Annotated in this window: 20 protein-coding genes; 4 read left to right on the plus strand and 16 right to left on the minus strand. The window is 61.9% G+C overall.

Going from position 1 to position 26,044, the window contains the following annotated elements:
- Positions 1-71: 71 nt before the first annotated feature.
- Positions 72-1,040, minus strand: coding sequence for a LysR family transcriptional regulator (locus ACW9IN_RS17430; RefSeq protein ID WP_457367049.1), 969 nt, complete (start codon positions 1,038-1,040; stop codon positions 72-74).
- Positions 1,041-1,221: 181 nt separating this feature from the next.
- Here ACW9IN_RS17430 and ACW9IN_RS17435 point away from each other — a divergent pair, with 181 nt between their 5' ends.
- From ACW9IN_RS17435 to ACW9IN_RS17450, 4 genes are read left to right on the plus strand one after another with little or no spacing between them, the layout of a single operon-like run.
- The gene (locus ACW9IN_RS17435) at positions 1,222-2,733 is read left to right on the plus strand and encodes an efflux transporter outer membrane subunit (RefSeq protein ID WP_457367050.1); all 1,512 of its coding nucleotides are present in this window, start codon (positions 1,222-1,224) and stop codon (positions 2,731-2,733) included.
- A gap of 10 nt (positions 2,734-2,743) precedes the next feature.
- A complete protein-coding gene (locus ACW9IN_RS17440) occupies positions 2,744-4,921 on the plus strand; it encodes an FUSC family protein (RefSeq protein WP_457367051.1) in 2,178 nt (725 codons plus the stop codon).
- Positions 4,911-5,111 (plus strand): DUF1656 domain-containing protein, encoded by a 201-nt coding sequence (locus ACW9IN_RS17445; RefSeq protein WP_457367052.1) that lies wholly within the window; start codon positions 4,911-4,913, stop codon positions 5,109-5,111. Before ACW9IN_RS17440 ends, ACW9IN_RS17445 begins: the two co-directional genes overlap by 11 nt.
- Before the next feature lie 10 nt (positions 5,112-5,121).
- The gene (locus tag ACW9IN_RS17450) at positions 5,122-5,982 is read left to right on the plus strand and encodes an efflux RND transporter periplasmic adaptor subunit (RefSeq protein WP_457367053.1); all 861 of its coding nucleotides are present in this window, start codon (positions 5,122-5,124) and stop codon (positions 5,980-5,982) included.
- Between the two features lie 151 nt (positions 5,983-6,133).
- Here ACW9IN_RS17450 and ACW9IN_RS17455 read toward each other — a convergent pair whose 3' ends face one another.
- The 15 genes from ACW9IN_RS17455 to yaaA all read right to left on the minus strand — a co-directional run bounded on the left by ACW9IN_RS17455 (position 6,134) and on the right by yaaA (position 25,954).
- Positions 6,134-6,949, minus strand: coding sequence for an SDR family oxidoreductase (locus tag ACW9IN_RS17455; RefSeq protein WP_457367054.1), 816 nt, complete (start codon positions 6,947-6,949; stop codon positions 6,134-6,136).
- Between the two features lie 14 nt (positions 6,950-6,963).
- On the minus strand, positions 6,964-7,428 hold the full coding sequence (locus ACW9IN_RS17460) for a multidrug transporter (RefSeq protein WP_457367055.1): 465 nt from the start codon (positions 7,426-7,428) through the stop codon (positions 6,964-6,966).
- Between the two features lie 274 nt (positions 7,429-7,702).
- On the minus strand, positions 7,703-9,154 hold the full coding sequence (locus tag ACW9IN_RS17465) for a mannose-1-phosphate guanylyltransferase/mannose-6-phosphate isomerase (protein ID WP_176995007.1): 1,452 nt from the start codon (positions 9,152-9,154) through the stop codon (positions 7,703-7,705).
- Positions 9,155-9,364: 210 nt separating this feature from the next.
- Entirely contained in the window at positions 9,365-10,021 is a 657-nt protein-coding gene (locus ACW9IN_RS17470) for an alginate O-acetyltransferase AlgF (protein ID WP_457367056.1), read from the minus strand.
- Between the two features lie 16 nt (positions 10,022-10,037).
- Positions 10,038-11,210, minus strand: a complete 1,173-nt coding sequence (locus ACW9IN_RS17475; protein WP_457367057.1) for an alginate O-acetyltransferase — start codon at positions 11,208-11,210, stop codon at positions 10,038-10,040.
- Between the two features lie 11 nt (positions 11,211-11,221).
- Positions 11,222-12,754: an MBOAT family O-acyltransferase gene (locus ACW9IN_RS17480; protein ID WP_457367058.1), complete on the minus strand. Its 1,533-nt coding sequence runs from the start codon at positions 12,752-12,754 to the stop codon at positions 11,222-11,224.
- A 251-nt stretch (positions 12,755-13,005) separates the two neighbouring features.
- On the minus strand, positions 13,006-14,115 hold the full coding sequence (locus ACW9IN_RS17485) for a mannuronate-specific alginate lyase (RefSeq protein WP_457367059.1): 1,110 nt from the start codon (positions 14,113-14,115) through the stop codon (positions 13,006-13,008).
- Positions 14,116-14,123: 8 nt separating this feature from the next.
- Entirely contained in the window at positions 14,124-15,572 is a 1,449-nt protein-coding gene (locus ACW9IN_RS17490) for an alginate O-acetyltransferase (protein ID WP_457367060.1), read from the minus strand.
- 11 nt (positions 15,573-15,583) lie between these two features.
- Positions 15,584-17,173, minus strand: a complete 1,590-nt coding sequence (gene algG / locus ACW9IN_RS17495; RefSeq protein ID WP_457367061.1) for a mannuronan 5-epimerase AlgG — start codon at positions 17,171-17,173, stop codon at positions 15,584-15,586.
- On the minus strand, positions 17,173-18,660 hold the full coding sequence (locus ACW9IN_RS17500; RefSeq protein ID WP_457367062.1) for an alginate export family protein: 1,488 nt from the start codon (positions 18,658-18,660) through the stop codon (positions 17,173-17,175). Before ACW9IN_RS17500 ends, algG begins: the two co-directional genes overlap by 1 nt.
- A complete protein-coding gene (gene algK, locus ACW9IN_RS17505) occupies positions 18,657-20,171 on the minus strand; it encodes an alginate biosynthesis TPR repeat lipoprotein AlgK (protein ID WP_457367063.1) in 1,515 nt (504 codons plus the stop codon). The genes ACW9IN_RS17500 and algK overlap by 4 nt, the downstream gene beginning before the upstream one ends.
- A gap of 18 nt (positions 20,172-20,189) precedes the next feature.
- On the minus strand, positions 20,190-21,356 hold the full coding sequence (locus ACW9IN_RS17510; protein WP_457367123.1) for a PilZ domain-containing protein: 1,167 nt from the start codon (positions 21,354-21,356) through the stop codon (positions 20,190-20,192).
- A 48-nt stretch (positions 21,357-21,404) separates the two neighbouring features.
- Positions 21,405-22,886: a mannuronan synthase gene (alg8, locus tag ACW9IN_RS17515; protein WP_457367064.1), complete on the minus strand. Its 1,482-nt coding sequence runs from the start codon at positions 22,884-22,886 to the stop codon at positions 21,405-21,407.
- 81 nt (positions 22,887-22,967) lie between these two features.
- Complete coding sequence (locus tag ACW9IN_RS17520) at positions 22,968-24,284, minus strand: nucleotide sugar dehydrogenase (RefSeq protein ID WP_457367065.1); 1,317 nt, start codon at positions 24,282-24,284, stop codon at positions 22,968-22,970.
- Between the two features lie 890 nt (positions 24,285-25,174).
- Complete coding sequence (yaaA, locus tag ACW9IN_RS17525) at positions 25,175-25,954, minus strand: peroxide stress protein YaaA (RefSeq protein WP_457367066.1); 780 nt, start codon at positions 25,952-25,954, stop codon at positions 25,175-25,177.
- Between the last annotated feature and the right edge of the window lie 90 nt (positions 25,955-26,044).

The raw sequence follows: 26,044 nt of genomic DNA on the forward strand, positions 1-26,044 counted from the left end.
GCGGTTTGCCTGATACACCGCTATCGCAGGCAAGCCAGCTCCCACAGTTGATCTCGGTTGTCTGGCAGGAATCAGTTCGCCAGACGCACGCCGCCGACGCTTCCGCTCAGTTCATACGCCGCCAACTCCGCCTGGTGCGCCGCGAGGATTTCCGGCAGCGAACCGCGCAGGTATTCCACCCAGGTCTTGATCTTCGCATCCAGGTATTGGCGCGAGGGGTAGATGGCGTACAGGTTCAGCTCCTGGGAACGGTAGGTCGGCATCACCCGCACCAGCGTGCCGTTGCGCAGGCCTTCGATGGCCGCATACACCGGCAACAGGCCGACGCCCATGCCGCTGGTGATCGCGGTTTTCATCGCATCGGCGGAGTTCACCAGGAACGGCGAGGTGTTGATGGCCACGCTTTCCTGGCCTTCAGGGCCGTTGAAGGTCCACTTGTCCAACTGGATCACCGGGCTGACCAAGCGCAGGCAGGCGTGGTTGAGCAAGTCCTGCGGGCGTTGCGCGCAGCCCTTGGCCTTGACGTAGTCCGGTGAGGCACAGGCGATGCTGTAGGTGATGCCCAGGCGCTGGGACACGAAACCCGAGTCCGGCAGTTCGCTGGCCAGCACGATGGACACATCGTAGCCCTCATCCAGCAGGTCGGGCACGCGGTTGGCCAGGGTCAGGTCGAAGGTCACGTCCGGGTGGGTGCGGCGGTAGCGGGCGATGGCGTCGATAACGAAATGCTGGCCGATACCGGTCATGGTGTGCACTTTCAACTGCCCGGCGGGTCGGGCATGGGCGTCGCTGGCTTCGGCCTCGGCTTCTTCGACGTAGGCCAGGATCTGTTCGCAGCGCAGCAAATAGCGTTTGCCGGCTTCGGTCAGCGCGATGCGTCGGGTGGTACGGTTGAGCAGGCGGGTTTGCAGGTGGGCCTCGAGGTTGGAGACCGCGCGCGAGACGTTGGCGGTGGTAGTGTCCAGTTGCACGGCGGCGGCGGTGAAACTGCCGGCTTCGGCCACGCAACTGAAGGCGCGCATGTTTTGCAAAGTGTCCATGGAGTGTTCTCAGGGGAGATAGCAAATTGTGACAGAAAGTTACGCCGTCCAGTGATCCCTACCAACGGATTATCGCCTGAACGGTAACAAAGATTCACAGGAATGCCAGCTTATCGTCCTCCCTGCCGCCACCTAGAATTGCGCCACCTTTCCCGCTCCACCTCTCAGGAATACGCGTGCCGTGCCGCTTCGCATCAGCAGAGAGCTAAAGACTCTCAGTGTTTTGGCCTTATTGTCAGCAATCAGCGGCTGCATCGGAACCGGAGGAATCGCCCCCCAAGGCCAGGCCCTCAGCGCCAATACCCTCGCCACCGACGAAGCGATCCAGAGCGCCGCCCGTGATGCCCGTTGGCCCACCGCGCAATGGTGGCAAGCCTACGGCGACCCGCAACTGAACCGCTGGGTCGACCTCGCCACGCAAAACAGCCCGAGCCTGGCCATGGCCGCCGCACGAGTACGTGAAGCGCAGGCCATGGCCGGGGTGGCGGAGTCCGCCGAGTCGTTGCAGATCAACGGCGAAACCAGTCTCAAGCGCCACAACTGGCCGAAGGATCAGTTCTACGGCCCCGGCGAGCTGAGCGGTGCCAACACCTGGGACAACAGTGCGTCCCTGGGCCTGAGCTACGCGCTGGATCTGTGGGGCCGCGAAAGTAACACCACCGAGCGCGCCGTGGACCTGGCGCACATGAGCGTCGCCGAAGCGCGCCAGGCCCGGCTCGAACTGCAGAACAACGTGGTGCGCGCCTATATCCAGCTGTCGTTGCACTACGCCAATCGCGACATCGTTGCCGCCACCCTGGCCCAGCAACAGCAGATTCTGGACTTGGCCAACAAACGCCTGAACGCCGGGATCGGCACCCACTTCGACGTCAGCCAGGCCGAAACGCCGCTGCCGGAAACCCATCGCCAACTGGACGCCCTCGACGAAGCCATCGCCCTGAGTCGCAACCAGTTGGCGGCATTGGCCGGCAAAGGTCCGGGGGAGGGCGCGCAGTTGCAGCGCCCGACACTGGCCCTGGCCGCCCCCCTAAAATTGCCGTCGAGCCTGCCCGCGCAATTGCTCGGCCAGCGCCCGGACGTGGTCGCCCGCCGCTGGCAGATCGCGGCCCAGGCCCGTGGCGTCGACGTAGCCCACGCCGGCTTCTATCCCAACGTCGACCTGGCGGGCAGCCTCGGCTACATGGCCACCGGCGGCGGCATGCTGGAGTTTCTGGCCGGCAGGAAATTCAACTACAACGTCGGCCCGGCGATCACCTTGCCGATCTTCGACGGCGGCCGCCTGCGCGCGCAGTTGGGCGAGGCCAGCGCGGGTTATGACATTGCCGTGGCCAAGTACAACCAGACTTTGATCAATGCGCTCAAAGGCATCAGCGACCAATTGATCCGCCGCGAGTCGATGGACAAGCAATCCGTCTTCGCCGCGCAATCAGTGGCCTCGGCGCAGAAAACCTACGACATCGCGATGATCGCCTATCAGCGTGGCCTGACCGATTACCTCAACGTGCTCAACGCCCAGACCTTGCTGTTTCATCAGCAACAGATCGAGCAGCACGTACAAGCCGCGCGCCTGAGTGCCCATGCCGAACTGGTCACCGCCCTGGGCGGCGGCCTGGGTGCTGGCGACGATGTCCCGCGGCCTGCCAAGACCCTCCCGAGCAAGACCCCGGCGGCGCTGGCCGTGTTTGATCACTGAGCAGGTTTCGATGACTCACTTGTCTGCACCGCTGCGCTGGCTGCACGCCCTTGAGTGGCGCCGCGGTTTTTTCGACTGGGCCCGCAGTGACGGCGTGACCTGGGTGTATATCTTCAAAGTGCTGATCGCCGCGTTTCTCACGCTGTGGCTGGCCATGCGCCTGGAGTTGCCGCAACCACGCACGGCGATGATCACCGTGTTTATCGTGATGCAACCCCAGAGCGGACAAGTATTCGCCAAGAGCTTCTATCGCTTCCTCGGCACCCTGGCAGGGTCGACAGTGATGGTGTTGTTGATCGCCTTGTTTGCGCAGAACACCGAATTGTTCCTCGGCGTGTTGGCGATCTGGGTGGGGCTCTGCACGGCTGGCGCCACGCGCAACCGCAACTTCCGCGCCTATGGTTTTGTGCTGGCAGGCTACACGGCGGCAATGGTCGGCTTGCCGGCGCTGGCCCATCCGGACGGTGCCTTTATGGCGGCGGTGTGGCGCGTGCTGGAAATTTCCCTGGGGATTCTGTGCGCCACGCTGGTCAGCGCCGCGATCCTGCCGCAAACCTCCAGCGCCGCGATGCGCAACGCGCTGTACCAGCGTTTTGGCGTGTTCGCGCTGTTCGTCACCGACGGACTGCGTGGCCGCAGTCAGCGCGAGGGTTTCGAGGCCAGCAACGTGCGCTTCATCGCTGAAGCCGTGGGGCTGGAAGGGCTGCGCAGCGTCACGGTGTTCGAAGACCCGCACATGCGTCGGCGCAATGGCCGGCTCAGCCGCTTGAACAGCGAATTCATGAGCATCACCACACGCTTCAATGCCTTGCACCAGTTGCTCGAACGCCTGCGAGCCGATGCCGCGGACCACGTGGTCGCCGCGATCAAGCCTGGCCTGCAGGACCTGGCCGAAAGGCTCGATGGTTTCTCTGGGCGGGCCCTCACCAGTCCCGATGCTGCAAGGCTGGTGGCGCAGCTCACCACCTACAAAGACGGCCTGCCCGCCAAGGTCCGTGCCTTGCGCGCGACCTTCCAGGAAGGCGACCCCAGCGAAGCCGAGCAGTTGGATTTCCACACCGCTTACGAGCTGCTTTACCGCTTTGTCGACGACTTGCACAACTACGCGCAAACCCACGCATCACTGGCCGATCACAGCCACGAACGCGAGCGGTGGGACGAAACCTTTATCCCCAAGACCAACTGGCTGGCCTGCGCTGCGTCGGGCATTCGCGCGTCCTTCATTCTTGTTGTGCTCGGCAGTTATTGGGTGGCCACGGCCTGGCCCAGCGGCGCAACCATGACCCTGATCGCCGCCGCGACTGTAGGGCTTTCCGCCGCCACGCCCAACCCGAAACGCATGGCCTTCCAGATGGCCTGCGGCACGTTGATCGGGGCGCTGGTGGGCTTTGTCGAAATGTTCTTCGTGTTCCCCTGGATCGATGGCTTCCCGCTGCTGTGTGTGATGCTTGCGCCGGTGATCATCTTCGGTGCGTTCCTGGCGTCGCGTCCGCAATACGCGGGCGTGGGCATCGGCCTGCTGATTTTTTTCAGCACCGGCTCGGTGCCCGACAACCTCACGGTCTACAACCCTTACACCTTCATCAACGACTACATCGCCATGGTCCTCGGCATGCTGGTATGCGCGGCGGCGGGGGCGATCATCCTGCCGCCGAACAGCCGCTGGCTGTGGCGCCGGTTGGAGCAGGACCTGCGTGAGCAGGTGGTGTATGCGATCAGCGGCAGGCTCAAGGGCCTGGCGTCAAGCTTCGAAAGCCGCACCCGCGACCTGTTGCACCAGGCTTATGGCCTGGCGGTCGGCCAGCCGCAGGTGCAACGCGACCTGCTGTGCTGGATGTTCGTGGTGCTGGAAGTCGGTCACGCAATCATCGAGTTGCGCAAGGAACAGGCGATGCTGCCGGTGCATCCAGCGTATGCAGAGTCCCAGCCGTGGCGCCAGGCGATCCGCGCGATGGGCCGCTCGCTGGTGCGGTTGTTCCTGCAACCCAGCGCCAGCAACCTGGAGCGCGGCCTGATTGCCGTGGACCACGCCATCAGCCGTGTGCAAGCCACCGACGAACCCTTCGCCCCGCACTTCGATACCTCGGCCCTGCGCCGGGTGAAGAGCTACCTGCACTTTATCCGCACCTCGTTGCTCGACCCGCAATCGCCACTGGCGGCCCTCAAAGGAGCCCCGCATGCCCCGTGAAATCGCCTTCCACGGCGTGTACATGCCGACCATGACCCTGATGTTTCTGATCGCAGCCGGGCTTGCCTGGGCGCTGGACCGCTTCCTGGCCGGGTACGACCTGTACCGTTTTTTCTGGCACCCGGCGCTGTTGCGCCTGAGCCTGTTCGTTTGTCTGTTCGGCGCGCTGGCGCTGACCGTCTACCGTTGAGAATGCCGCGATGAAAAAGTTTTTCAGCCTGCTCGCCACCTTGCTGGTCCTGGCGTTGGCGATCTGGATTGGCCGTACGCTGTGGGTGCACTACATGGATACCCCGTGGACCCGCGATGGCCGCGTGCGCGCCGACATCATCAACGTCGCCGCCGACGTCACCGGTGAGGTGGTGGACGTGCCGGTGCGCGATAACCAGTTGGTCAAGAAGGGCGACCTGCTGATGCAGATCGACCCCGAGCATTACCGCATCGCGGTCAAGCAAGCCCAGTCACTGGTGGCTTCACGCAAAGCCACCTGGGAAATGCGCAAGGTCAACGCCCACCGCCGCGCCGACCTCGACGCCCTGGTGATCTCCAGGGAAAACCGCGACGACGCCAGCAACATCGCCGACTCGGCCCTGGCCGATTACCAGCACGCGCTGGCGCAACTGGAAGCGGCTGAGTTGAACCTCAAGCGCACCCAAGTGGTGGCGGCGGTGGACGGTTATGTCACCAACCTGAATGTGCATCGCGGTGACTACGCCCGTATCGGCGAAGCCAAGATGGCCGTGGTGGATATGAACTCGTTCTGGGTGTATGGCTTCTTCGAAGAAACCAAGTTGCCCCATGTGAAGGTGGGCGATAAAGCGGACATGCAGCTGATGAGCGGCGAGACCTTGAAGGGCCATGTGGAAAGTATCTCGCGGGGCATCTACGACCGCGACAACCCCGAGAGCCGCGAGCTGGTGGCCGATGTGAACCCGACTTTCAACTGGGTGCGGTTGGCCCAGCGCGTGCCGGTGCGGATTCGCATTGATGAAGTGCCGGAGGGCGTGTTGTTGGCGGCCGGTATCACCTGCACCGTTATCGTCAATCCATCACAAAACTAGCGGGTGAGCACCGATTTGTGTGGGAGCGGGCTTGCCTGCGATAGCGGACTGTCCGTCGAACGCTGTGTTGCTGACCCAACGCCATCGCAGGCAAGCCAGCTCCCACATTTTTGGGCGCGTCAGGCCTTGATGAAGTATTCGTTGCAGTCGGTCATTGCAAATCCCTGTTCAGCCCGAAGCGCTTCTTCAACACCCTCTCCAGCAACCCTTTGGGCAACAGCGCCGCCATCAGCGGCAACGCCCGGCTGCCATTGCCCGCGCGCAGCAGGCGCGGTGGGGTGGATTGTTGGACGGCCTTGAGCACCTCGGCGGCAAATACCGCTGCCGGGGTCGGTTTGTCCTGGGAGGCCTGGCTGCGTGCGCGGATGCCGTCGCGCAACGGCCACCAGGGTGATTGTTCGTTGATCAGCAATTCGGCCTGGGCGCCGGCGTTTTTCGCGAAGCTCGTGTTAATCGCGCCGGGCTGCACTTCCATGACCCGCACGCCAAACGGCGCCAGTTCCATGCGCAGCGCGTCGCTCAAGGCGTGCACGGCGGCTTTCGAGGCGCAGTAGGCGCCGGCGAACGGCGTGACCAATACGCCGGAAACACTGCCGATATTCACCACCAGCCCTTTGCTGCGGCGCAGGGCGGGGAACAGCGCCTGGGTCACGCCGACGAGGGAAAATACATTGGTTTCGAATTGGCGCTGCATCGCCTCGGTGCCGCCGTCGAGCAACGGGCCCATGGCGCCGTAGCCGGCGTTGTTGATCAGCACGTCCAGTTCGTCGATGTGAGCGGCCAGGGTTTGCAGCGCGGCGCTGTCGTTCACATCCAGCAGCACGGCGTGGAAACCGGCGTCGTTGAGGGCGATCACATCCGCTTCGCGGCGGGCGCTGGTCAGCACGTGATAGCCGGCCGTCTTGAAGGCATCCGCGAGGGCGCGGCCAATGCCGCTGGAGCAGCCGGTGATAAGCACATTAGGCATGGATCAATCCTTTGTCAGTCCGAGAAACTGCCTTGCAGGTGTTCGGCACGAAATTCCAGGGTTTGCGGGCGATAACCGGGGCGCAGCGGGGGCGCGGGCAGGCAGTCATCCCAGGTAGCGCCGGCCTGCAGCTCGCCGGGGCCGCGGTAGCGCGGGGCGGCGTAGACATTGTCGGCGAGGTTGACCGTGTCGCCCGGCGCATAGGCGGCGACGCGCCAGCGCAGTTCGGTGAGAGGCACGTCGTTGCCGTTGTTCAGGGTCAGCTTCAGCGGGCGGTCGGCGGGGCAGTCTTCGGGGGCATAGCTGATGCGCAGTTCCAGGCGCGCCAGTTGCGAGGCTTCACGGTTATCCAGCCACACCACCCAGACCGCCACGAAGCCCAGGCCCACGGCGGCGGCCAGCGACACCGGCAATGCCCTGGCCGGGTAGCGCAGCAGCAGGATCAGCCAGGTGATGATCAGGAGAACGCCGAAGAACATGGAGGCCACCTCGAGTTGGGAACGAGCATCCTAACTCAAGCTTGGGTGGGATTGGTCAGCTTGAGATAAGTGTTGATTCGTCGGGCCTCATCGCAGGCAAGCCAGCTCCCACAGTTAACCGCATTCCAAAGGATGTACTCGGTCAACTGTGGGAGCTGGCTTGCCTGCGATGGGGCCTTCAGCGTCACTGCAAAACCCAAGGAAAAAGCCCCCGCCCAACCGGCTGCGGATAGGGGACGCAGTCGGCTGGGCGAGGGCTTCTTGTACGACTGTTTTACTGCGCGATAGTTTTCACCGACACGCCACGTTCAACCGGCGTGGAACGACCGTAGATATCTTCGAAACGCTCGATATCGTCTTCGCCCAGGTAGCTGCCCGATTGCACTTCGATGATCTCCAGCGGGATCTTGCCCGGGTTGCGCAGGCGGTGCACCGAGGCGATCGGGATGTAGGTGGACTGGTTTTCGGTGAGCAGAAACACGTTCTCGTCACAGGTGACTTCGGCGGTGCCGCTGACCACGATCCAGTGTTCCGCGCGGTGGTGGTGCATCTGCAACGACAGGCAGGCGCCCGGCTTGACCGAAATGTGCTTGACCTGGAAGCGGCCGCCCATGTCCACCGAGTCGTAGGAGCCCCATGGGCGATAGACTTCGCAGTGGTTCTGGGTTTCGCTGCGGCCTTGTTCGTTGAGGGTGTTGACCATCTGCTTGACGCCCTGGACCTTGTCCTTGTGGGCAATCATCATCGCGTCCTTGGTTTCCACCACCACGATGTTTTCCAGGCCGATCACCGACACCAGCTTGCCGTTGCCGTGGATCATGCAGTTCTTGCTGTCCTGGATCACCACGTCGCCCTTGCTCACGTTGCCGTTGGCGTCTTTATCGTTGACGGCCCACAGCGATGCCCAGCAACCCACGTCGCTCCAGCCGGCGCTCAGCGGCACCACGCAGGCGCGCTGGGTCTTTTCCATCACGGCGTAGTCGATGGAGTTGTCGGGGCAGCAGGCAAAGGTGGCTTCGTCGAACGACACGGTGTCGGCGGTCTGCTCACTGCGCTCCAGGGTCAGCAGGCAGGTGTCGTAGATGTCCGGATCATGCTTTTTCAGCTCTTCGAGGAAGCGGCTGGCGCGGAACAGGAACATGCCGCTGTTCCAGAAGTAACCGCCGCTTTTGACGAACTCGACGGCGCGTTTTTCATTGGGTTTTTCCACGAACTGTTCGACACGGCTCACGCCTTCGGGCAGCAGCGAATCGTTGGTGGACTTGATGTAGCCATAACCGGTTTCCGGGCGGGTCGCCGGCACGCCGAACAGCACCATCTCGCCGCGCTCGGCGGCCACGGTGGCCAGGGCCAGGGCGCGTTGCAGGGCTTTCTGGTCGTCGATCACGTGGTCGGCGGGCAGCACCAGCATCAGCTCGTCGCGGCCTTCGTTGACCAGCATCATCGCGGTCAGGGCCACGGCGGGCGCGGTGTTGCGGCCGAATGGCTCCATCAGGATGCGCTGGCTTTCCAGCTTGCGCGCGCTCAGTTGCTCGTTGACGATGAAACGATGGTCCTTGTTGCAGACCACGATCGGGGTGTCCATGCCTTCGAACACCAGGCGCTCCAGGGTTTGCTGGAACAGCGTGTGCTCGCCGGTCAGGGCCAGGAATTGTTTCGGGAACTGTTTACGGGAAAGCGGCCAAAGACGTGAGCCGCTACCACCGGAAAGGATTACTGGGATCATGGGTGTTTCTCCTTGAATCGATATGGGTCAGAGCTACGAAGGTTTGTCGTTTCACTCTTGTTTTTGTCTCGGTCCGACCGGACTCCTCGGTCCCTGTGGGAGCCGGGCTTGCCCGCGATGCAGACGACTCGGTTTGTCAGGGACACCGAGGTGATGCCATCGCAGGCAAGCCAGCTCCCACAGGGGAGCGGAGCCAGGCCGAAAATCTAATCAGCGGGTCGACACGGGGCGTTTCACCCAGACTGGCGAGAGGCTCGAACCGGAGCCCGTCACATACAGCACCGCCGCTTCACCACGTTCCAGGGCCACCGGCTTCACATCGCCGACTTTCTTGTCACCGTCATACAACGCCAGGCTTACCTTCACCGGGTTGATTTCACGCTCGCCACGGCCCTTGGCCGCCACCGACTTGACCACATCGGTCTTGCCATCGGCGGTTTTCAGGGTCAGGGCCTTGTCGCTGAGGTTCTGCACGCGCACCAGGGATTTCTGTTTGTTCTTGAACGGTGGCTCTTCAATCAGTTGTGGCTGGCCGCTGCCGCTGCTGACCAGGGTGTAGTAGTGGTCGGCGGCGAGTTTGACCGGCACGGTCTGGCTGCCGATCTTGGCGCTGTAGTCACCGCCGGGCATGAAGCTGAAATCGCTGCTGGCCAGTGGCGCAACTTCGCTCAGGTTGGTGTTGCCCACGGTGGCGCTGACTTCCTGGTTGCCGGCGTTGTACACCCGCACGAAGGTCGAGCCTTTGGGGGCGGTCGGGCCGTAGAGGGCGGCGTCGCCACCGGCGAAGGCGGACATCGATACGAGGCTCATGCCGGCAGCCAGGGCCAGGGTCTTGGCGAGACGACGCGGAGTTGTAGTGAAAGTCATGTGAGTTACCTCTCTTTCAGTTTTGCGCCCGGTCGGGCGTCTCGGATTTTGGGGAGTTGATAGCCATGTTCTGTTGGCGCGAACCGGCTTGTTTAAGCTGCGCAACCCACTGCGGGTCGGCATCACCGATTTCGTTGTTCACGGGCAGATAACGTTCAGGGAATTCCCAGATCAGCACCTGGGGCGGGTTGTTCTTGAAGTCGTCGCTTTTCAGGTAGCTGAGCATCGGCAGGATCGGGCCGTGGCCGTCCTCGGCGTAGCTCACCACGTCGCTGCCCAGGGCTTGCTTGAGGGCGCCGACGAAGTTCCAGTTGGGGTTGGCGCTGTAGCTGGTGCCTACCAGGGCGACCGGGGTTTCGCTGTCGGTGAACAGCGCGTCGTCGCCGGCTTCCTGCGCCAGGTGTGTCACGCGTTTTTCCAGCGGTTCCTTGGGGGGCATCAGGTTTTCGAACAGCGGGTCCAGGGGCAGGAACAGACGCAGGTCGCCTTTGTGCGGCTCGGTCTTCTCGGCCTCGGTGACGAAGCGCTGCGGCTCGCCGCTCAGTGGCGTCTGGTCGGCAATGGTCCGGGCCAGTTGCCTGGCGGCGATTTCGGCACCGTCCGGCGTCCAGTGAGTATCGGTGCGCAGGAACACTTGGGTGCCGCCCAACTTGGCTTGTTGCAGCGGGCCGAGCAGGTCCGGGGCGATGATCTTGTCGGCGGCGACACGGGCGTGGAAATCCTGGTACAGGTTGGCGTGGATGCTCGCCGGCTTCACTTCACCCAGATGCTCCGGGTACAGGCGCACTTTGGCCGGCACGATCGCCATCACCAGCTGAATGCCCTGGGCCTTGAGCTTCTGACGCACGCCTTCGACCAGTGCGTAGTTGCCTTCCAGGTTCTGGTCTTCGTTGACGGCGGGGTTGAACTCCTCGTCGCTGTACAACCAGTGATCGCGGCCCAGCACCACGCCCGGGCGGCCTTCGTTGAACAGCTTGTAATCCAGCGCGGCCCAGAGGTTGGTGCCCAGGCGCTTGATCGGGAACTCGTCGTCGTAGTGGGTCTCGACGGCTTTGGTCCAGCGGCCATTGAGCACAGTGGCGTCGGCGTTGGTGCTGAAGCCGAAGAAACTGCGCATCGACCAGGCGCCCAGGGCCAGCAGCAGCACCAGGAACAGCCCGATATAGAGGACGCGTAATGAACGGGTCATGGTCGGCTCCCTCAGAATTGGAAGTAAAGGAACGGCGAGAAACTCTGCGCCGACAGTTTGAGAATCGACGCCACGAACAGCAGCAGCACCGCCGCGCGCATGGCGTAGCGTGGCCAGTCCGCGGTCCAGTAGGCCGGTTGCACGGCGGCGTCCCGGCCCACGGTGAAACCGGGCTGGTGGATGCTGCCGGGGTTGTCGCCAGGCACGGCCTTGATCAGGCTCGGGTCGGCCGGCTTGGTTTTGTCCGCAGGGCGGTTGGTGTAGAAGTCGCGCAGGCCGAAGAACGCCAGGGTTGCGTACGCCACCACCAGGGTCGCCACTTGCAGGCCGGTGAGGCTGGCGCGGTTGAGTTCCGACAGCGACCACTCGCCAAAGCTGAACATGGCACCGTACATACGCCCGGCCACATGCAGGTTTTCGGCGCGGAAGATCACCCAGCCCATCACCACCAGCAGGAAAGTGAACGCCCAGCGCACCACGTTGAAACTGCGTGGCGAGGTGTTGAGGCCGATGGCTTTTTCAATCGCCAGCCACATACCGTGCCAGGCACCCCAGACGATGTAGGTGATGTTCGCGCCGTGCCACAGGCCACCGAGCAGCATGGTCAGGAACAGGTTGCGGTAGGTGATCAGCGTGCCTTTGCGATTGCCGCCCAGGGTGATGTAGAGGTAGTCGCGCAGCCAGGTGGAGAGGCTGATGTGCCAGCGGCGCCAGAACTCGGTGATCGACTGGCTGATATACGGTTGCTTGAAGTTTTCCATGAAGCGGAAACCCATCATCAAGCCCAGGCCGATGGCCATGTCGCTGTAGCCGGAGAAGTCGAAGTACAGCTGCGCGGTGTAGGCCAGTGCGCCGAGCCAGGCATCGCCCGTGGTGGGGTTTTGCAGGGCGAAGCAATGGTCGGCCACCACCGCGAGGGTGTCGGCGATAAACACCTTCTTGATGAAACCCTGCATGAACCGCGTGCAGCCCTCGGAGAATTTATCGAGGGTGTGCGTGCGGTTGTTGAACTGATCGGCCAGGTCGCGAAAGCGCAGCACGGGGCCGGCGATCAAGTGCGGGAAGATCGCCACGAACGCCGCGAAGTCGATCAGGTTGCGCGTGGCCGGGGTGTCGCCACGGTATACGTCGATGATGTAGCTGATGGACTCGAAAATGTAGAACGAGATACCAATCGGCAGCAGCACGTGGGTCAGGATGAACGGCTCAAGCCCCATGGACTTCATCATCACGTTGATGCTGTCGACGCCGAAGTTGGCGTACTTGAAGTAGCCGAGGATGCACAGGTCGACTGCCACGCCCAACAGAAGCCAGCGCTGGGCCGGCTTGGTGCGCACACCGGCGGCCCCTACCTTGAGGCCAATCCAGTAGTTCCACAGCGTCACCGCAGCGAACAGTGCCAGGAAGTCCACTCGCCACCAGGCGTAGAACACATAGCTGGCAATCAGCAGCAGCAGGTTGCGATAGCGTTGCCCGCTCAAGTAGTACAAGCCGAGAAAGATCGGCAAGAACAGAAACAGGAACACATTGGACGAGAAAACCATCCCGATCTCTCCATGTTTAACCAACAGTCAAGGGCCGGAGCCCCCCCAAACCCCCCCACGGAAATTCGGGGGAGGGCGGTACAACATTCATGCTGACGAAACCGGCTCAAACTGTGGGAGCGGGCTTGTGTGGGAGCCGGGCTTGCCCGCGATTGGATCAACTCGGTGTGTCTTAAGCACCGAGGTGTCTGCATCGCAGGCAAGCCAGCTCCCACACAAGCCAGCTCCCAAACTTGGACCGAGTCCAACCATCAGGAACCTTTGTTGCCTTTTTCATGCGCCGGGTCGTAGACCTTGGTCAGGTCGCCCCCCAGGCGGAATGTCTTGAACGGCTGCATGCCGTGCTTGCGTTCCACCACATCCGGTGCGCAGGTGTAGAGGGTGCAGAACGGTTCGAGCCAGGCGAATTTCATGTCCTCCTTGAGGTCCTTCATGTCCTGTTCCTTGCCGTTCTTCTGTTCGAAGATCTCCGGGTCCTTGACCCCGGCCAGCACCTTGTCGCCCAGGCGCTTGAGCGCGCCGTTGTTTTCCTGGCGCAGGTCCACGCCATTGACCAGGGCAAAACTGGCGATCATCGACAGCGGCGGCAGCGCGTAGTTGTGGTACGACAGGGCGCGTTGCTGACGCTTCAATTCGTTCGGCAAAAAGCCCTGAGCGTCGACCTGGTTCGCGCCGACCTTGTATTCCTTCACCGCCCAATCGAACAGGTCGCGGCGGTTGGTGGCGATGGACGTGGCCATCACCGACCAGGCGGCCCAGTACGAGTGGTTGTTGGTTTTCTCCAGCGGCAGGTTGTCCCAGTCGCTCACCACCTGGTCGGCCAGTTTGTTGAACCAGGCCTCGATCAACTGCGATTCCTGCTGGTGGTTGGCCAGCGGGTGCGAGTCGGAAAACTTCAAGCGCACATAGGCCGACGCCATGCTGCCCAGCGCCCATTTGCGCATGGACTTGCCGGTGTGGTTGAAGTCCTTGGACATCAATGCATCTGCCTTGGCCCAGCTGGTCAGCCAATTCAATGTGCATTCCAGCTGCTCCGGACGCCCGTCGCGCATGAACTGCATCACGCGCTTGCTGGTGTCTTTTTCCAGCTTGGTGATGTCGGCGGTGCTGTCGCGAAAGGCTTTTTCGGATTGCACATTCAGGGTGGCGCGGGCTTTGTCCGAGCCTTCGTACTTGCTGCGAAATTGCAGCGAGCCGGTGTACGGCGCCGGCATGGCGTCGCAGTCATTCTTGAAGTCGCCGGTCTTGAACGCCTCGATCGGGGCGAAATAGCCCTGGGGCGGACGCAATGGTGCGGCGGCGTTGGCTGCGCCGGCGAAGATCGCCAGGCCCAGCAACGATGGAATCAATAACTTCTGCATAGGTAACCTCATTGCCCAAGTTGGGCGGTCTGCTGACCACCGCTTGGGAATACGTTGCGTGTGCAAATTTTCGCTTCAACCTTCTGCGCGGCCTGGCCCGCTTCGGGGCCTTGCACTTCCACGGCCAGCAAGTTCTGCGAGGCCCAGTCTTCATCGGTGCGCAGTTCGAAGGCGAAACGCCCGTCTGTATCGGATGTCTCGGGTTTTTCGATCTTCAGGTCCTCGTGGCGCCCGTTCATGTACCAGAGGGTGGCTTGCAAGGTTTTCACCGACGGGTCGGCGAAGCGGATGTCTATCTGGTGACTGCTGTTGCGCAGGTCTTTGTTCGAACTGTTCACCAGCAATTCGTTCTTGCCGGTTTTCAGTGTGGTGCTGGTGGTCATCTGCGCGGTCTTGCCTTCGCAGCCGTTGTCCAGCAACGCCATCATCTGGCGGTAGATGGTTTCCTGGTCCAGGCGGTACAGCGGCGAGAATTCCCAGATCAGGATTTTCGGCGGGCTCTTCTGGAACTCATCGCTGCCCAGGTACTGGATCATCGAGCCTTCCAGGCCGCCGCCGGGGAAGGCCACGTTGAGGATGTCGGCACCGATTTCCTGCTCCAGGAACCCGGCGAAGTTGTAGTTCTTGCCGCTGTGGCTGGTGCCGACGAGGGTGATCTGCGGGTTGCCCGAGTCACCGAACAGGTCGCCGTCACCGGCTTCGCCCTTGGGCTCGGTGGTGAACTGGTCCATGTACTGGATCGCGTAGCTGGTGCCGCAGAGCTGGCCGGCCATGTTGTGCAGGGTGCCGGTCTTGCCCATGCGCCCGGAGCGCTTGGTCTCGAATTCACGCTTGGGAATGTCGGCGAACTCGGGCATGGCGCGCACTTTCTCGGCGACGATCTTCGCGGTGCGCTGGGCGCCGTACGGGGTCCAGTGCTGGTCGCCACGGAAGTAGAAGTCGTGGGCCGGCAGCTCATCGGGCAGTTGCTCGTTGGTCAGCGGCGACAGGTCCGGCACCACATAGCCCATCTTGGCGAAACGCCCGAGCATGGTTTTGTAGTTGGCCAGAGCCTTGTCGAAATCGAACTTGGCCTTTTCTTCGGGGTTGAGCTTGTTGCGGTTCACCAGGCCACGGGTCGGCTGGTAGACCACCACCAATTCCACGCCCTTGGCCTTGAACGCATCGTGCAGTTGTTGCATGCGTTTGTAGCCGGCCGGGGTGGTGTCGAACTCGGTGCGCAAGTCTTCCTGGGTACGGAACAGCCAGTCGCCCTGGGCCTGCACCAGGGTGGTGAAGTTCTGCTGGTAGCGCGTGGTGTAGTTGCGCGCGTCATGGGCGGCGGGGCACAGGCTGCAGCAGGGCTCGGCGGTGAAGGTCGGCGCCTTGATGTCGTCGGCGCGCACGCCCTGGCTGGCCGCCAGCAGGCCGAGGGTCAGACCCGAGAGGCTCAGCAATTTGATCATGTGTGGGTGCATAAGGGTCATCCTCAGTCCTGCATTTCGGTCTGGCGTTCGACAGGGTCGATCAGCACGGCTTTCTGCTGGCGCACCAGCAGGTCGAGAATCTCTTCCTGGCGATCACCAAGGACGCCGGAGAAGCTGATACCGCTGGATTTGGTCGGTGCCAGCATCGACACGCGGTACAGCTCGATGCTCAAGGGCGAGTCGATGGACAGCGGGCCGCTGCCGTTGCCGGCCAGCTCGCCGCCCACCAGGATCAGCGAGACCTTGGCGTCGAACGGGTCGAGCGCGATGTCGCGGTCGGTGTCGGTCAAGTCCTTGATGTGGCCGTACACGCCGGTCAGGCCGTTGGCCATGGCGGTGTTCTCATACAGCTTGATGTTCACGCTGTTACGCACCCGGATGCCGTGGCGACGGTTGCTGATCACCTTGTTGCCCCACAGCAGGTTGTCGGCACTCTCGTAGAGGGTGATGCCGTCGGTGTGGTTGCGGTAGATCTCGTTGTCGGCGATCAGGTTGTTCACGCTGTTCCGGTCGATCACCAAGCCCGACAGGTGGTTGTCGTAGCTGCGGTTGTTGAAGATGAAGCTGTCGTTCACTTCCCGCGAAATGATGATGCCGTGCTTCTTCTTGGTGCCGTAGACAGTGTTGTCGGCGATGATCAGGCCGTGGGAACGGTCGTGGGGGTCGATGCCATAGACAATGTTGTCCTTGTAGGTATTGCCCTTGATCACGAAGCCCGTGGTTTCGTAGCAGTAAAAGCCGTACCACATGTCCGAGAACTCGGAATCGATGATCCAGCCGGTGGGTTCCGGACGCTTGAGCACCTTGGCCATGTTCGGCGTGTACTGGGAAATACTCACCCCGTACGACTTACTGTTGGCGTAGCCGAAGCTGGCCATCTTGCTGTTGGCCACGTAGGTCTCGGTGCCACCCCAGGCCAGCAGGAACGGACGGAATTCCTTGGGCGACTTGAACAGCGCCGGGCCGTTGGCTTTCTCGCTCCAGCCGGTGATTCTGGTGTCACGCACGAACAGCTGGCCGTCGTTGATCAGGAACGAACCGGCTTCCTGGGACAGGCGCAGTTCCTGGGTTTTCTTGTCGATCTCCAGGATGCCTTTGCGTCCGACCACGATCGGCAACTTGGCCAGGAACACCCCCGGCGAGGTTTCGCTCAGGTACTGCTTGGGCACCTTGCCCAACAGGTCCTTGAGGTTCATGTAGCCGTCGTCGACGAAGATCGCCTGGGGGATGCCGTGCTGGCGCACCACCCATTCGGCCATCTTGTTGTCACCGCCGATGAAGTCTTTGAGGGCGTCTTCCTGCATCATGCGGCGGATGCTGATTTTGCCGGGCTTGCTGCGTACGATCTTTTTTTCCATCGCCGCGGCCGTGTAGCCCGACAGGTCCGGCAGGGCCGGCTTGGCCATTTCCAGCGGCGCCGTCGGCGGGCTGGAAACGGTGTAGGTCTTGGCCTCCTGCAGTTCTTTGGCGATGGTCGGCGCCTTGACCGCAGCGCCTTCGGCAAAGGCCGAAGTGCTGGCAAGCAGCATGGCCGCGACCAACAGGCTGACCGAGCCTTTGAGGGCTTGAGGGTTCATTGCGCAGGCTCCCATCAGAATCGCCAGATCACGTCGACAAAGGCGCGGTGCATGTACGAGTCGACTTGGCTGCCATAGGCGTCGCCCGGTTTGAATACACCTGCACGCAGACGCACCAGGGCCGACGGTTCATCGATCGACTGGCTGAGCGCGGCGGGCAACAGGCCTTTCTTGAAGTACTTGGTGACCACCAGGTCCATCTCCTGGCCCAGGTCTTTCTTGCCGTCTTCCAGCGGCAAGGACGTGCTGGACAGGATCGCGCCGGTCACGTCGTCGGTGTTGTTCTGCACCGCGTCGATGCCGTTGCTGCCCACCGGCTTGTTGCCGTCGACACGCCAGAACTTGTGGTACACCAGGCTCGCGTCGTAGTCCTCGCGCAGCTGCCAGGAACCGAACAGGCTCATGGACTGCATGTTGTTCATCTCGCCGCGGAAGGCTTCGCCGAAGCGATGCACGCGGGACTGGGTGCCGGTCCAGTTCGAGCGGTTGCTTTGCAGGCCGTTCTGTTCGTACTCGGCGCTGGCGCGGGAGTAGGCCGCACCCACTTGCCATTGCGGATCCAGACGCAGGCGCACACCGAGGTCGGTGGCCCAGCCGTTCACGTCATCGCTGCGCTTGGCATTGGTGGGGCGGGTCCCATCGGCGTTCAAGGCGTTGACGGTGTCGCGGTCGCCCTGCATGCCGGTGATGCTGGCCCAGTAGTTGACGGTGTTGGTGTTGCGCCAGTTGTAGGCGTCGCTGTTGGCTTCAAGGCCGAGCCAGGTCAGGTCGCCGTTCTCGCGCTTGTCCAGCGGGTCGGTGGCCACGCCCGGTTCGGCGTAGTCGAGCTTGCCGTCGTCATGGGTGTGGTGGGCGCGCACGCCGATCCACTGGCCCGGCGTCCACTGGTAGGCGGCGTCGGCGTAGAAGTGCTGGCGGTCCTTGTCCTTGGGCGACAGTTCCTTGAGGTCGGTGCGGTATTCGCTGAACCGTTCGGCGGCGCCGACATTGGCCTTGAGCAAGGTGGTGTCGAAGGTCCAGTTCAGCGCTTCGATGTTGGTGTCGCGCCATTGACCGTCGTCATTGCGCAGGCGCTGGCGACCGAACTTGAGGATCTCGCCGGGGTAGGGCGTGAAGCCGCTGTAGCCGACCCAGAATTCGCGCAGGGCCAGGTAATTCTTTTTGGTCTTGCGGTCGTCGTTGCTCGATTGTTCGCTGGCGTCATCGGCGGACTGTTGCAAGGTGTCCGTCTCGATGATGTCGCTGGAGGTCACGGCCTGGCCCATGGCGTAGGCGCTCCAGTTGCCGCTTTCGCCATAGACCCACGGGCGCAGGTCCAGGCCGATACCGTTGACGTCGCCGCCGGGCTTGGTGCCCAGGTCGCGGTCGTCTTCGGACTGGCCGGTGATTTTCACTTCCAGGCCGAAGTTTTTCTGTTCGGTCAGCGCTGCCAGGGTCGGGCACGACCACAACAGGGCGAAGGTCAGGCCAATGCCGGCCTTGACGAATGGATTGAGCTTCATAGGGATTCCTCGCCGTCTTCTTCTTCCAGGGCGTGCAGTTGCAACGTGCTCTGGGCCAAAGTGCCGCGAGCGGCCAGTTCCTGTTGCACCAGGCGTTGACCCTGGGCGCGCTGGTCCGGTGTGAGCGGGGTTTCAAGCTGCGTAGCCAGGTCGTTGGCCTCGGGTGTGTCCTGGGCCTTGGCCAGCTGGCTGAAGACATAGGCGTTCACGGGGTCGGGCTTGGTGCCCTTGCCTTGGGAAAACAATTGGGCGATGGCGAAGTCGGCGCTGTTCTGGCCGTTGCGCGCAGCGGTCAACAGGTGGTCCAGGGCCTTCTGCGGGTAGACCTTGCCCAGGTAGCCACGGCGGTAGATCTGGCCCAGGTAGTAATCGGCGGCCACTTCCTTGCCCACGGCTTTTTCGAAGTGCGCTTCGGCAGCCTTGGCATCGGCGGGCACCCACTTGCCTTCGTAGTAGAGCTTGCCCAGCAACAGTTCGGCGCGGGGCTGGTCGGCGGCGCGGCCGTTGTCCAGGTACTTCATCATCTGGTCGACGTCGCCCAGCTCCGGGAAGTCGTAGAGCAGTTGCGCCAGGCTGACCCAGGACGCGGGGTAACCGGGGGCGATTTTTTCCAGCAGGGCCTGGGCGGTCTTTTCGTCCGGTTTGCCCAGGGTCGAATCGCCCAGGACACGGGCCACGCTGTCGACACGCTGCGCAGTGACGGTGCCACGGCTGTAGCCGGCTTCCATCTGCTTGAGCAGTTCGGCCTGTTTTTCCGGCTCGGCTTTTTTCTGGTAGACCGTGGCCAACTCGACGTAGCAGATATCGGTGCTGTTCAGCGCGGCCTTGCAGATGCGCTCCACGTCATCCAGATGCTGGTCGTAGGTGTCCTGGGTGCGATACAGCAGCACCTGGGCCAGGCCGGCTTCCGGATAACCCGCCGCCTGCCACTTGCTGATCTGCTGCTGGGCGTTCACGTTCGGGAAACTGTGGGGATATTGCAGGTAGAGCATGGCCAGCGGGATCAGGGTATTGCCTTCGCCGTTGGCAAAAGCTTTCTTCAACAGGCCTTCGGCTTCGTGGTGTTCGGCTTCGGTGCTGCCAGGCTTGGCCACCAGCAGGCGACCGAGACGGGCCTGGGCACGCGGCGACGTATCCGCGGCGGCGCGGTAGGTGGCTTCGGCCTGCTTGATCTGCGCCGGGTCGCGGGTGCCGACCTGGATATCGGCCAGGCCTACTTGGGCCTCGCTGTAGCCCAGGTCGGCCAGTTGCTGGTAATTCTGCTGCGCGGTGACGGTGTCGCCGCGCTTGAGCGCTTCATTGGCCAGGCGCTGGTCGGGCAGACCGGCGCAGCCGGCGAGGCTCACGGCCAGTGCCAATGTGCAGAAGGCCAGGACGCAGTGAGATCTGTTTTCTGTGGGAGCTGGCTTGCCTGCGATGCGGGCACCTCGGTGTGTCGGGTGTACCGAGTCGATGCCATCGCGGGCAAGCCCGGCTCCCACAGGGGGCAGCGGTGTTTTTGAGAGAGTCATCACAGGCATGTCCTCTGCTTACAGACCGTTAGCCATGGCTTTGTCGATCAGCCAGTTCAGCGAAGGGCCACGGTCGCTGGTGACTTCCACCGGGCGACCGGCGTAGGTGCTGTCCAGCGGTGCGTCGGGCTTGATCTGCACGCGGATGTCGGAGGACAGGTCGGCGCTGTTCAGGCTGGTGCTGCTGACGATGGTGCCGGTGCGCACTTGTTCTTCGTCGGCCACCTGGAAGCTCACCGGGGTGCCCGGGCGCACGTCGGCGAACTGGCGGTAGGTGAAGCGCGCTTCGACATTGGCCAGGCTGCCGCGTGGCACCAGTTGGAAGATCACGTCGCCCTTGCTGGCGTACTGGCCGTCAGCGACCAGTTGCTGAGCGACCACGCAATCGCAGGGCGACGTCAGGGTGCCGGTCATTTGCTTGCCGAACAGCTCTTCGACCTTGGCCGGTTGCAGTTGGTCTTCGTCCAGATGGCCCTTGAGCACGTCGAGCATGCTGGTGCTGAAGGTTGCCAATGGCGCGCCCTTGGCCGCGACCGCGTCACCTTTGAGCAGGCTTTGCACGGTGCCGTCGCGGGGCATGGTCACGTTCATGCCGGGCACACTCACCAGGCCGGCCTGGGCGTGGCTGACGAAGTACATGCCGTACACCGATTTGAAGATGAAACCGAACGCGGCCAGGCCAACGATAAAAATGCCTGCGCTGAACGTCACCGCACGCAGACGACCGAATGCGGTCATGCCGCTGCCGGTGTCCTTGACCTTGCGCGCCTTGGTGAAGTTGTCCCGTTGCAGGGTCGCCAGCACGTCGCCCATGGTCACGATGTCACCCGACAGGTGCGAGGTGATCAGGTGGCGCAGGGTGGAAATATCCTGGGGTTCGAGGTTCTGGAACTGGCAGCCGGTGCGGCCGCTCTGGCGGTCGTAGGAGCGGATCTGCAACTCCACGTCCATGGCCAGGCCCAGGTTGTCGATCACGAATTGCAGGCGGCCCTTGTGCACTTCGCCGACGGTCAACGGCTGGGTGGAGGTGAAGGCCAGGCCGCCGGCGGACAGGTCGATCACCCGTGCTTCGGTCGGCGTGCGGTCAGTATTGAAGAAGCGCAGCTTGGCCGGGATTTTCACGCGGGCATGTTGGCGCTGGGCTTCGGATTCGTGGACAACGTTGACGTTTGCTTGGCTGTTCATGGTGTTCTGACTCATAGGTGTAGCTCCTAGTTAATTCAGGCTTGGCTGTCAGACCATCATCAGCAACACGGCGACGAAAATGCTGCCGGCGGAGAAGGTCATGGTCCGAGACGACCAGGTGTTGAACCAACGTTGAAAGCTGGCCAAATCGCGGGTCAGTTTGGTGTCCTGGCGGGTCCAGGACTGTTGATCAAGGCGGAAGAACACGTAGATCTTCACCAGTGCGCCCATGATCTGGTTGTAATAGAGAATCATCGGGTAGGCCGGGCCGATCTTGTGGCCGGAGCACGACAGCAACAGGGTGAGGATCAGGCGGGTGATGCCGATCCACAGCAGGTAGGCGAGGATGAACGCACCGCCGTACTTGAAGGTGGCGATGAAGGCCACGGTCAGGCCGAGCAGGGAGGTCCACATCGATACACGCTGGTCGAACAATACGATGCTGGTGAACAGCCCGAGACGGCGCACGCCCAGGCCCAGGGCGCGGGAGTTCTGGCGCAGGTTGTTGCCGTACCAGCGGAACATCAGTTTGCGGCTGGCCTTGATGAAGCTTTTTTCCGGCGGGTGTTCCACGGTGTTGATCGCGGCGTCCGGCACGTAGAAGGTGTCGTAGCCCAGGCGCATCAGGCTGAACCAGCTGGATTTGTCGTCGCCGGTGAGGAACTTGAAGCGGCCCAGGCGCCAGTGTTGCAGCGAGTCGCTTTCCACGTCGGCGATGAAGCCGGGGTCAGTCACTACGCGGGCACGGAACACCGACATGCGGCCGGTCATGGTCAACACGCGCTTGGACAGGGCCATGGAGCACATGTTGATGTGGCGTTGGGCGAAGCGCAGCTTGTGCCATTCGCTCATGATGTAACCGCCGCGCACTTCGCAGAATTCGTTGGTGGTCAGGCCGCCGACGTTGCCGAACAGTTGGAACCACGGCACGGTCTTGCGCACCACGCCTTCGGCGAGCACGGTATCGCCATCGATCACCGCCACCACGGCGCGGTCGTCCGGCAAGTGGCGCGAGATGGCGCGGAAACCGAAAGCCAGGCCGTCGCGCTTGCCGGTACCGGCGATGCGCACGAAGTCGAGGGTCACGCGGTCAGGCGGGGCCATGCGTTCCCACAGGCTTTTCACCAGCAGCTCATCGGACATTTCCACCAGCGAGCAGACCACGGTGGTGGGGAAGCCGCAGTCGATGGCTTCGCGAATCACCGAGCTGTACACCTGGGCGGTGGTCAGTGCATCGATACGAAAGCTGGTGACCATCAGGAACACATGGGACGGGTCGGCGGCCTTGCCCAGCTTGCGCACTTTGCGGCGCAGATGCGGGTAGACCACGTACAGGAACAACATGCCGCGAATGAAATGCGTGGCACCCATCGAGTAGCGCCAGATACCCACGGCGCCAATCAGGAAAATGAAATTCTTCGACTCGGAGTCGAACGTACTCGCCGGCAACAGCAGGGCGAGACCCATCAGCAGGCTGAGGAAGAACAGCCAGCCGGCGGATTGCAGTAGTACGTGTTTTAACTTGGACATAAGCGTCATCCGCAGGTGAAGGAGGTTCCCGGCTGCACGCGCTGGGGAGGTACGCGTGCAGCCCGGAACTAGCCGTCGCTGTTACCAGCAAATACCTTCGGTACGGCTACCGGCACTGGTGGCCTTGGCCATGAAGCCCACCAGGTCGATCACTTGCTTGCCTTGCGGTGCGTTGTGCGCCAGGGCACGGAACTTCTCGTCACGGTTGCCGAGGATGATCACGTCGGAGTTGTTGATCACGTCGTCGAAGTCCGAGTTGAGCAGGGACGACACGTGCGGGATCTTGCCTTCGATGTAGTCTTTGTTCGCACCGTGGACGCGGGCGTACTCGACGTTGCTGTCGTAGATGCTCAGGTCGAAACCCTTGCCGATCAGCATTTCGGCCAATTCCACCAGCGGGCTTTCGCGCAGGTCGTCGGTGCCGGCCTTGAAGCTCAGGCCCAGCAAGGCGACTTTGCGTTTGTCGTGGCTGGAGACGATGTCGAAAGCGTTCTGCACCTGGGATTCGTTGCTGCGCATCAGCGAGTTGAGCAGTGGCGCTTCCACGTCCAGGGAGCCGGCGCGGTAGGTGAGGGCGCGTACGTCTTTCGGCAGGCAGGAGCCACCGAAAGCGAAGCCTGGACGCATGTAGTACTGGGACAGGTTGAGGGTCTTGTCCTGGCACACCACTTCCATCACTTCACGGCCATCGACGCCGACGGCCTTGGCGATGTTGCCGATCTCGTTGGCGAAGGTCACTTTGGTGGCGTGCCACACGTTGCAGGTGTACTTGATCATTTCGGCAACGGCGATGTCCTTGCGGATGATCGGCGCGTCGAGTTCTTCGTACAGCGACTGCAGGACATCGCCGGAGGCTTTGTCGAATTCGCCGATGACGGTCATCGGGGGCAGGTCGTAGTCGGCGATGGCGGTGGATTCACGCAGGAATTCCGGGTTGACCGCCACGCCGAAGTCGACGCCGGCTTTTTTGCCGGAGCAGTCTTCGAGGATCGGGATCACCACGTTGGCCACGGTGCCCGGCAGTACGGTGCTGCGCACGACCACGGTGTGGCGGGTGGCTTTGTCGCGCAGGACAAAACCGATCTCGCGGCACACGGCTTCGATGTAGTCCAGTTCCAGGTCGCCGTTTTTCTTGCTGGGCGTACCGACGCAAATCATCGAGAGGTCGGTGTCGCGGATGGCGTCGGCGAAGTTGGTGGTGCCACGCAGGCGACCGGTCTGGATACCCTGGCTCAACAATTCGCCCAGGCCCGGTTCAACGATCGGCGATTTGCCGGCATTGATCAGGTCAATCTTGTCCTTGGAGATGTCTACGCCGACCACGTCATGGCCACGTGCAGACAGGCAACCGGCACATACTGCGCCAACGTAACCCAGACCAAATATGCTGATGCGCATCGCTTTTACCTCATTGTCACTGAAGACGTTGTTAATCAAGCCAATTATTGGCTGGCGTTAATATTTGCAAGCGTCACTGATGCCGCGAAAGTTGTGCGAATAGACGCCGACTTACCGCGTACAGGCATGTTTAATAGTGAGTGACTAACTATTGCACTCAAGTTGTGCGCAACGTGGCCTTGTTATTGGGGCTTGCCCTCAAATGCAGCCGGTCTCCCTGGGAGGAGGGTCCGACGCCAGTGCCGCAGGGTCTCGATACAGGCGCTAAGCCTTTGAATATCAATGCCCTGGGTGTCATCACTGACACATTTGGGTAAGCGCTGCCTTGGCCTGTAGGGGATAGCAACCAGTCCTTATCGCCGCCCTCAACTCAATCAGTTGATGATGTAACCCGCGAGACAAAGTTGATGGGGGCAACTTCGCTACTTCCTTGGGTCGTTATGTAAGTCATCTCTTACAGAAACAGAGAATTTCGTTACCGGTGGTATGAGCCGCCTGTTTTGGCGAAGTTCCGAGCCGCTCATCCTGTTTCTTGAAATTTTTTGAAATATTGGAAAAGATGGCACTGGCACCATATTGATAGCACTTGCTATTTGGGCCAATAGTTGCGGGGAGTTGAGACGGGTAGATAGTTTTATGCCACTACTGTTTAAAAAAAGTGGTGCCACTACGAAAAAATTTTGGAATTGTCGAGTGAAAGAAACGTTAGAAATGCGTCAGGATATTTTTTGACGTCAAAATAATGGCAGTTTGGCGGGTGGAATGTGATAAAAAATGTGGGAGCTGGCTTGCCTGCGATGGCGGTGGATCAGTTGACACATCTGTCACTGAAATACTGCTATCGCAGGCAAGCCAGCTCCCACATTCGAACATCTGTGCTTTCGAGAGACTTATTCCGGTGCGTGATCGCGCAGGAATACCAGGTTGTCCGGCTTGGACTGCTCCGCATTGAAGCGGTAGCCCTGCACATCGAACTCCTTGAGCCTGGCCGGGTCGTTGATGCGTTCGTCGATGACGAAACGGCTCATCATGCCCCGGGCCTTTTTCGCGTAGAAGCTGATGATCTTGTACTGGCCGTTCTTCAGGTCCTTGAACTCGGTATTGATGATCCGCGCGTTCAGCGCCGTGCGTTTGACCGCCGAGAAGTACTCATTGGATGCCAGGTTGAGCAGCACATCGTCGCCTTGGGCGGCCAGGGCTTCGTTCAGCCATTCGCTGATGCGGGTGCCCCAGAACGCGTAAAGGTCCTTGCCCCGGGCGTTGGCCAGTTTGGTGCCCATCTCCAGGCGATACGGCATCATCAGGTCCAGAGGGCGCAGCAAGCCGTACAGGCCCGATAGCATGCGCAGGTGGTCCTGGGCGTAGCTGAAGTCGGCATCGCTGAAGGTTTCGGCGTTCAGGCCGGTGTACACATCGCCCTTGAACGCCAGCAGCGCCTGCTTGGCGTTGGCCGGGGTGAACGCCGGGGTCCAGCTGCCGAAACGCGCGGCGTTGAGACCGCCGATCTTGTCGGAGACGTGCATCAGTTCGCTGATTTGCGCCGGGCTGAACGTGCGCAGCTGCTCGATCAGTGCCTGGGAATGATCCAGGTACTGCGGCTGGGTAAAGCGCGGGGTCACAGGCGCGGTCTCGAAATCGAGGGTCTTGGCGGGGGAAATCACCATCAGCATGCAGTCGTCTCCTGTAATAGTGGGGCGATTCTAGGGGCTGGGGCGTTTTGACTCCACCTATGATGGTGATAGACACGATCCGCTATGATG

It is taken from the genome of Pseudomonas sp. SDO5271_S396, from assembly GCF_054071795.1.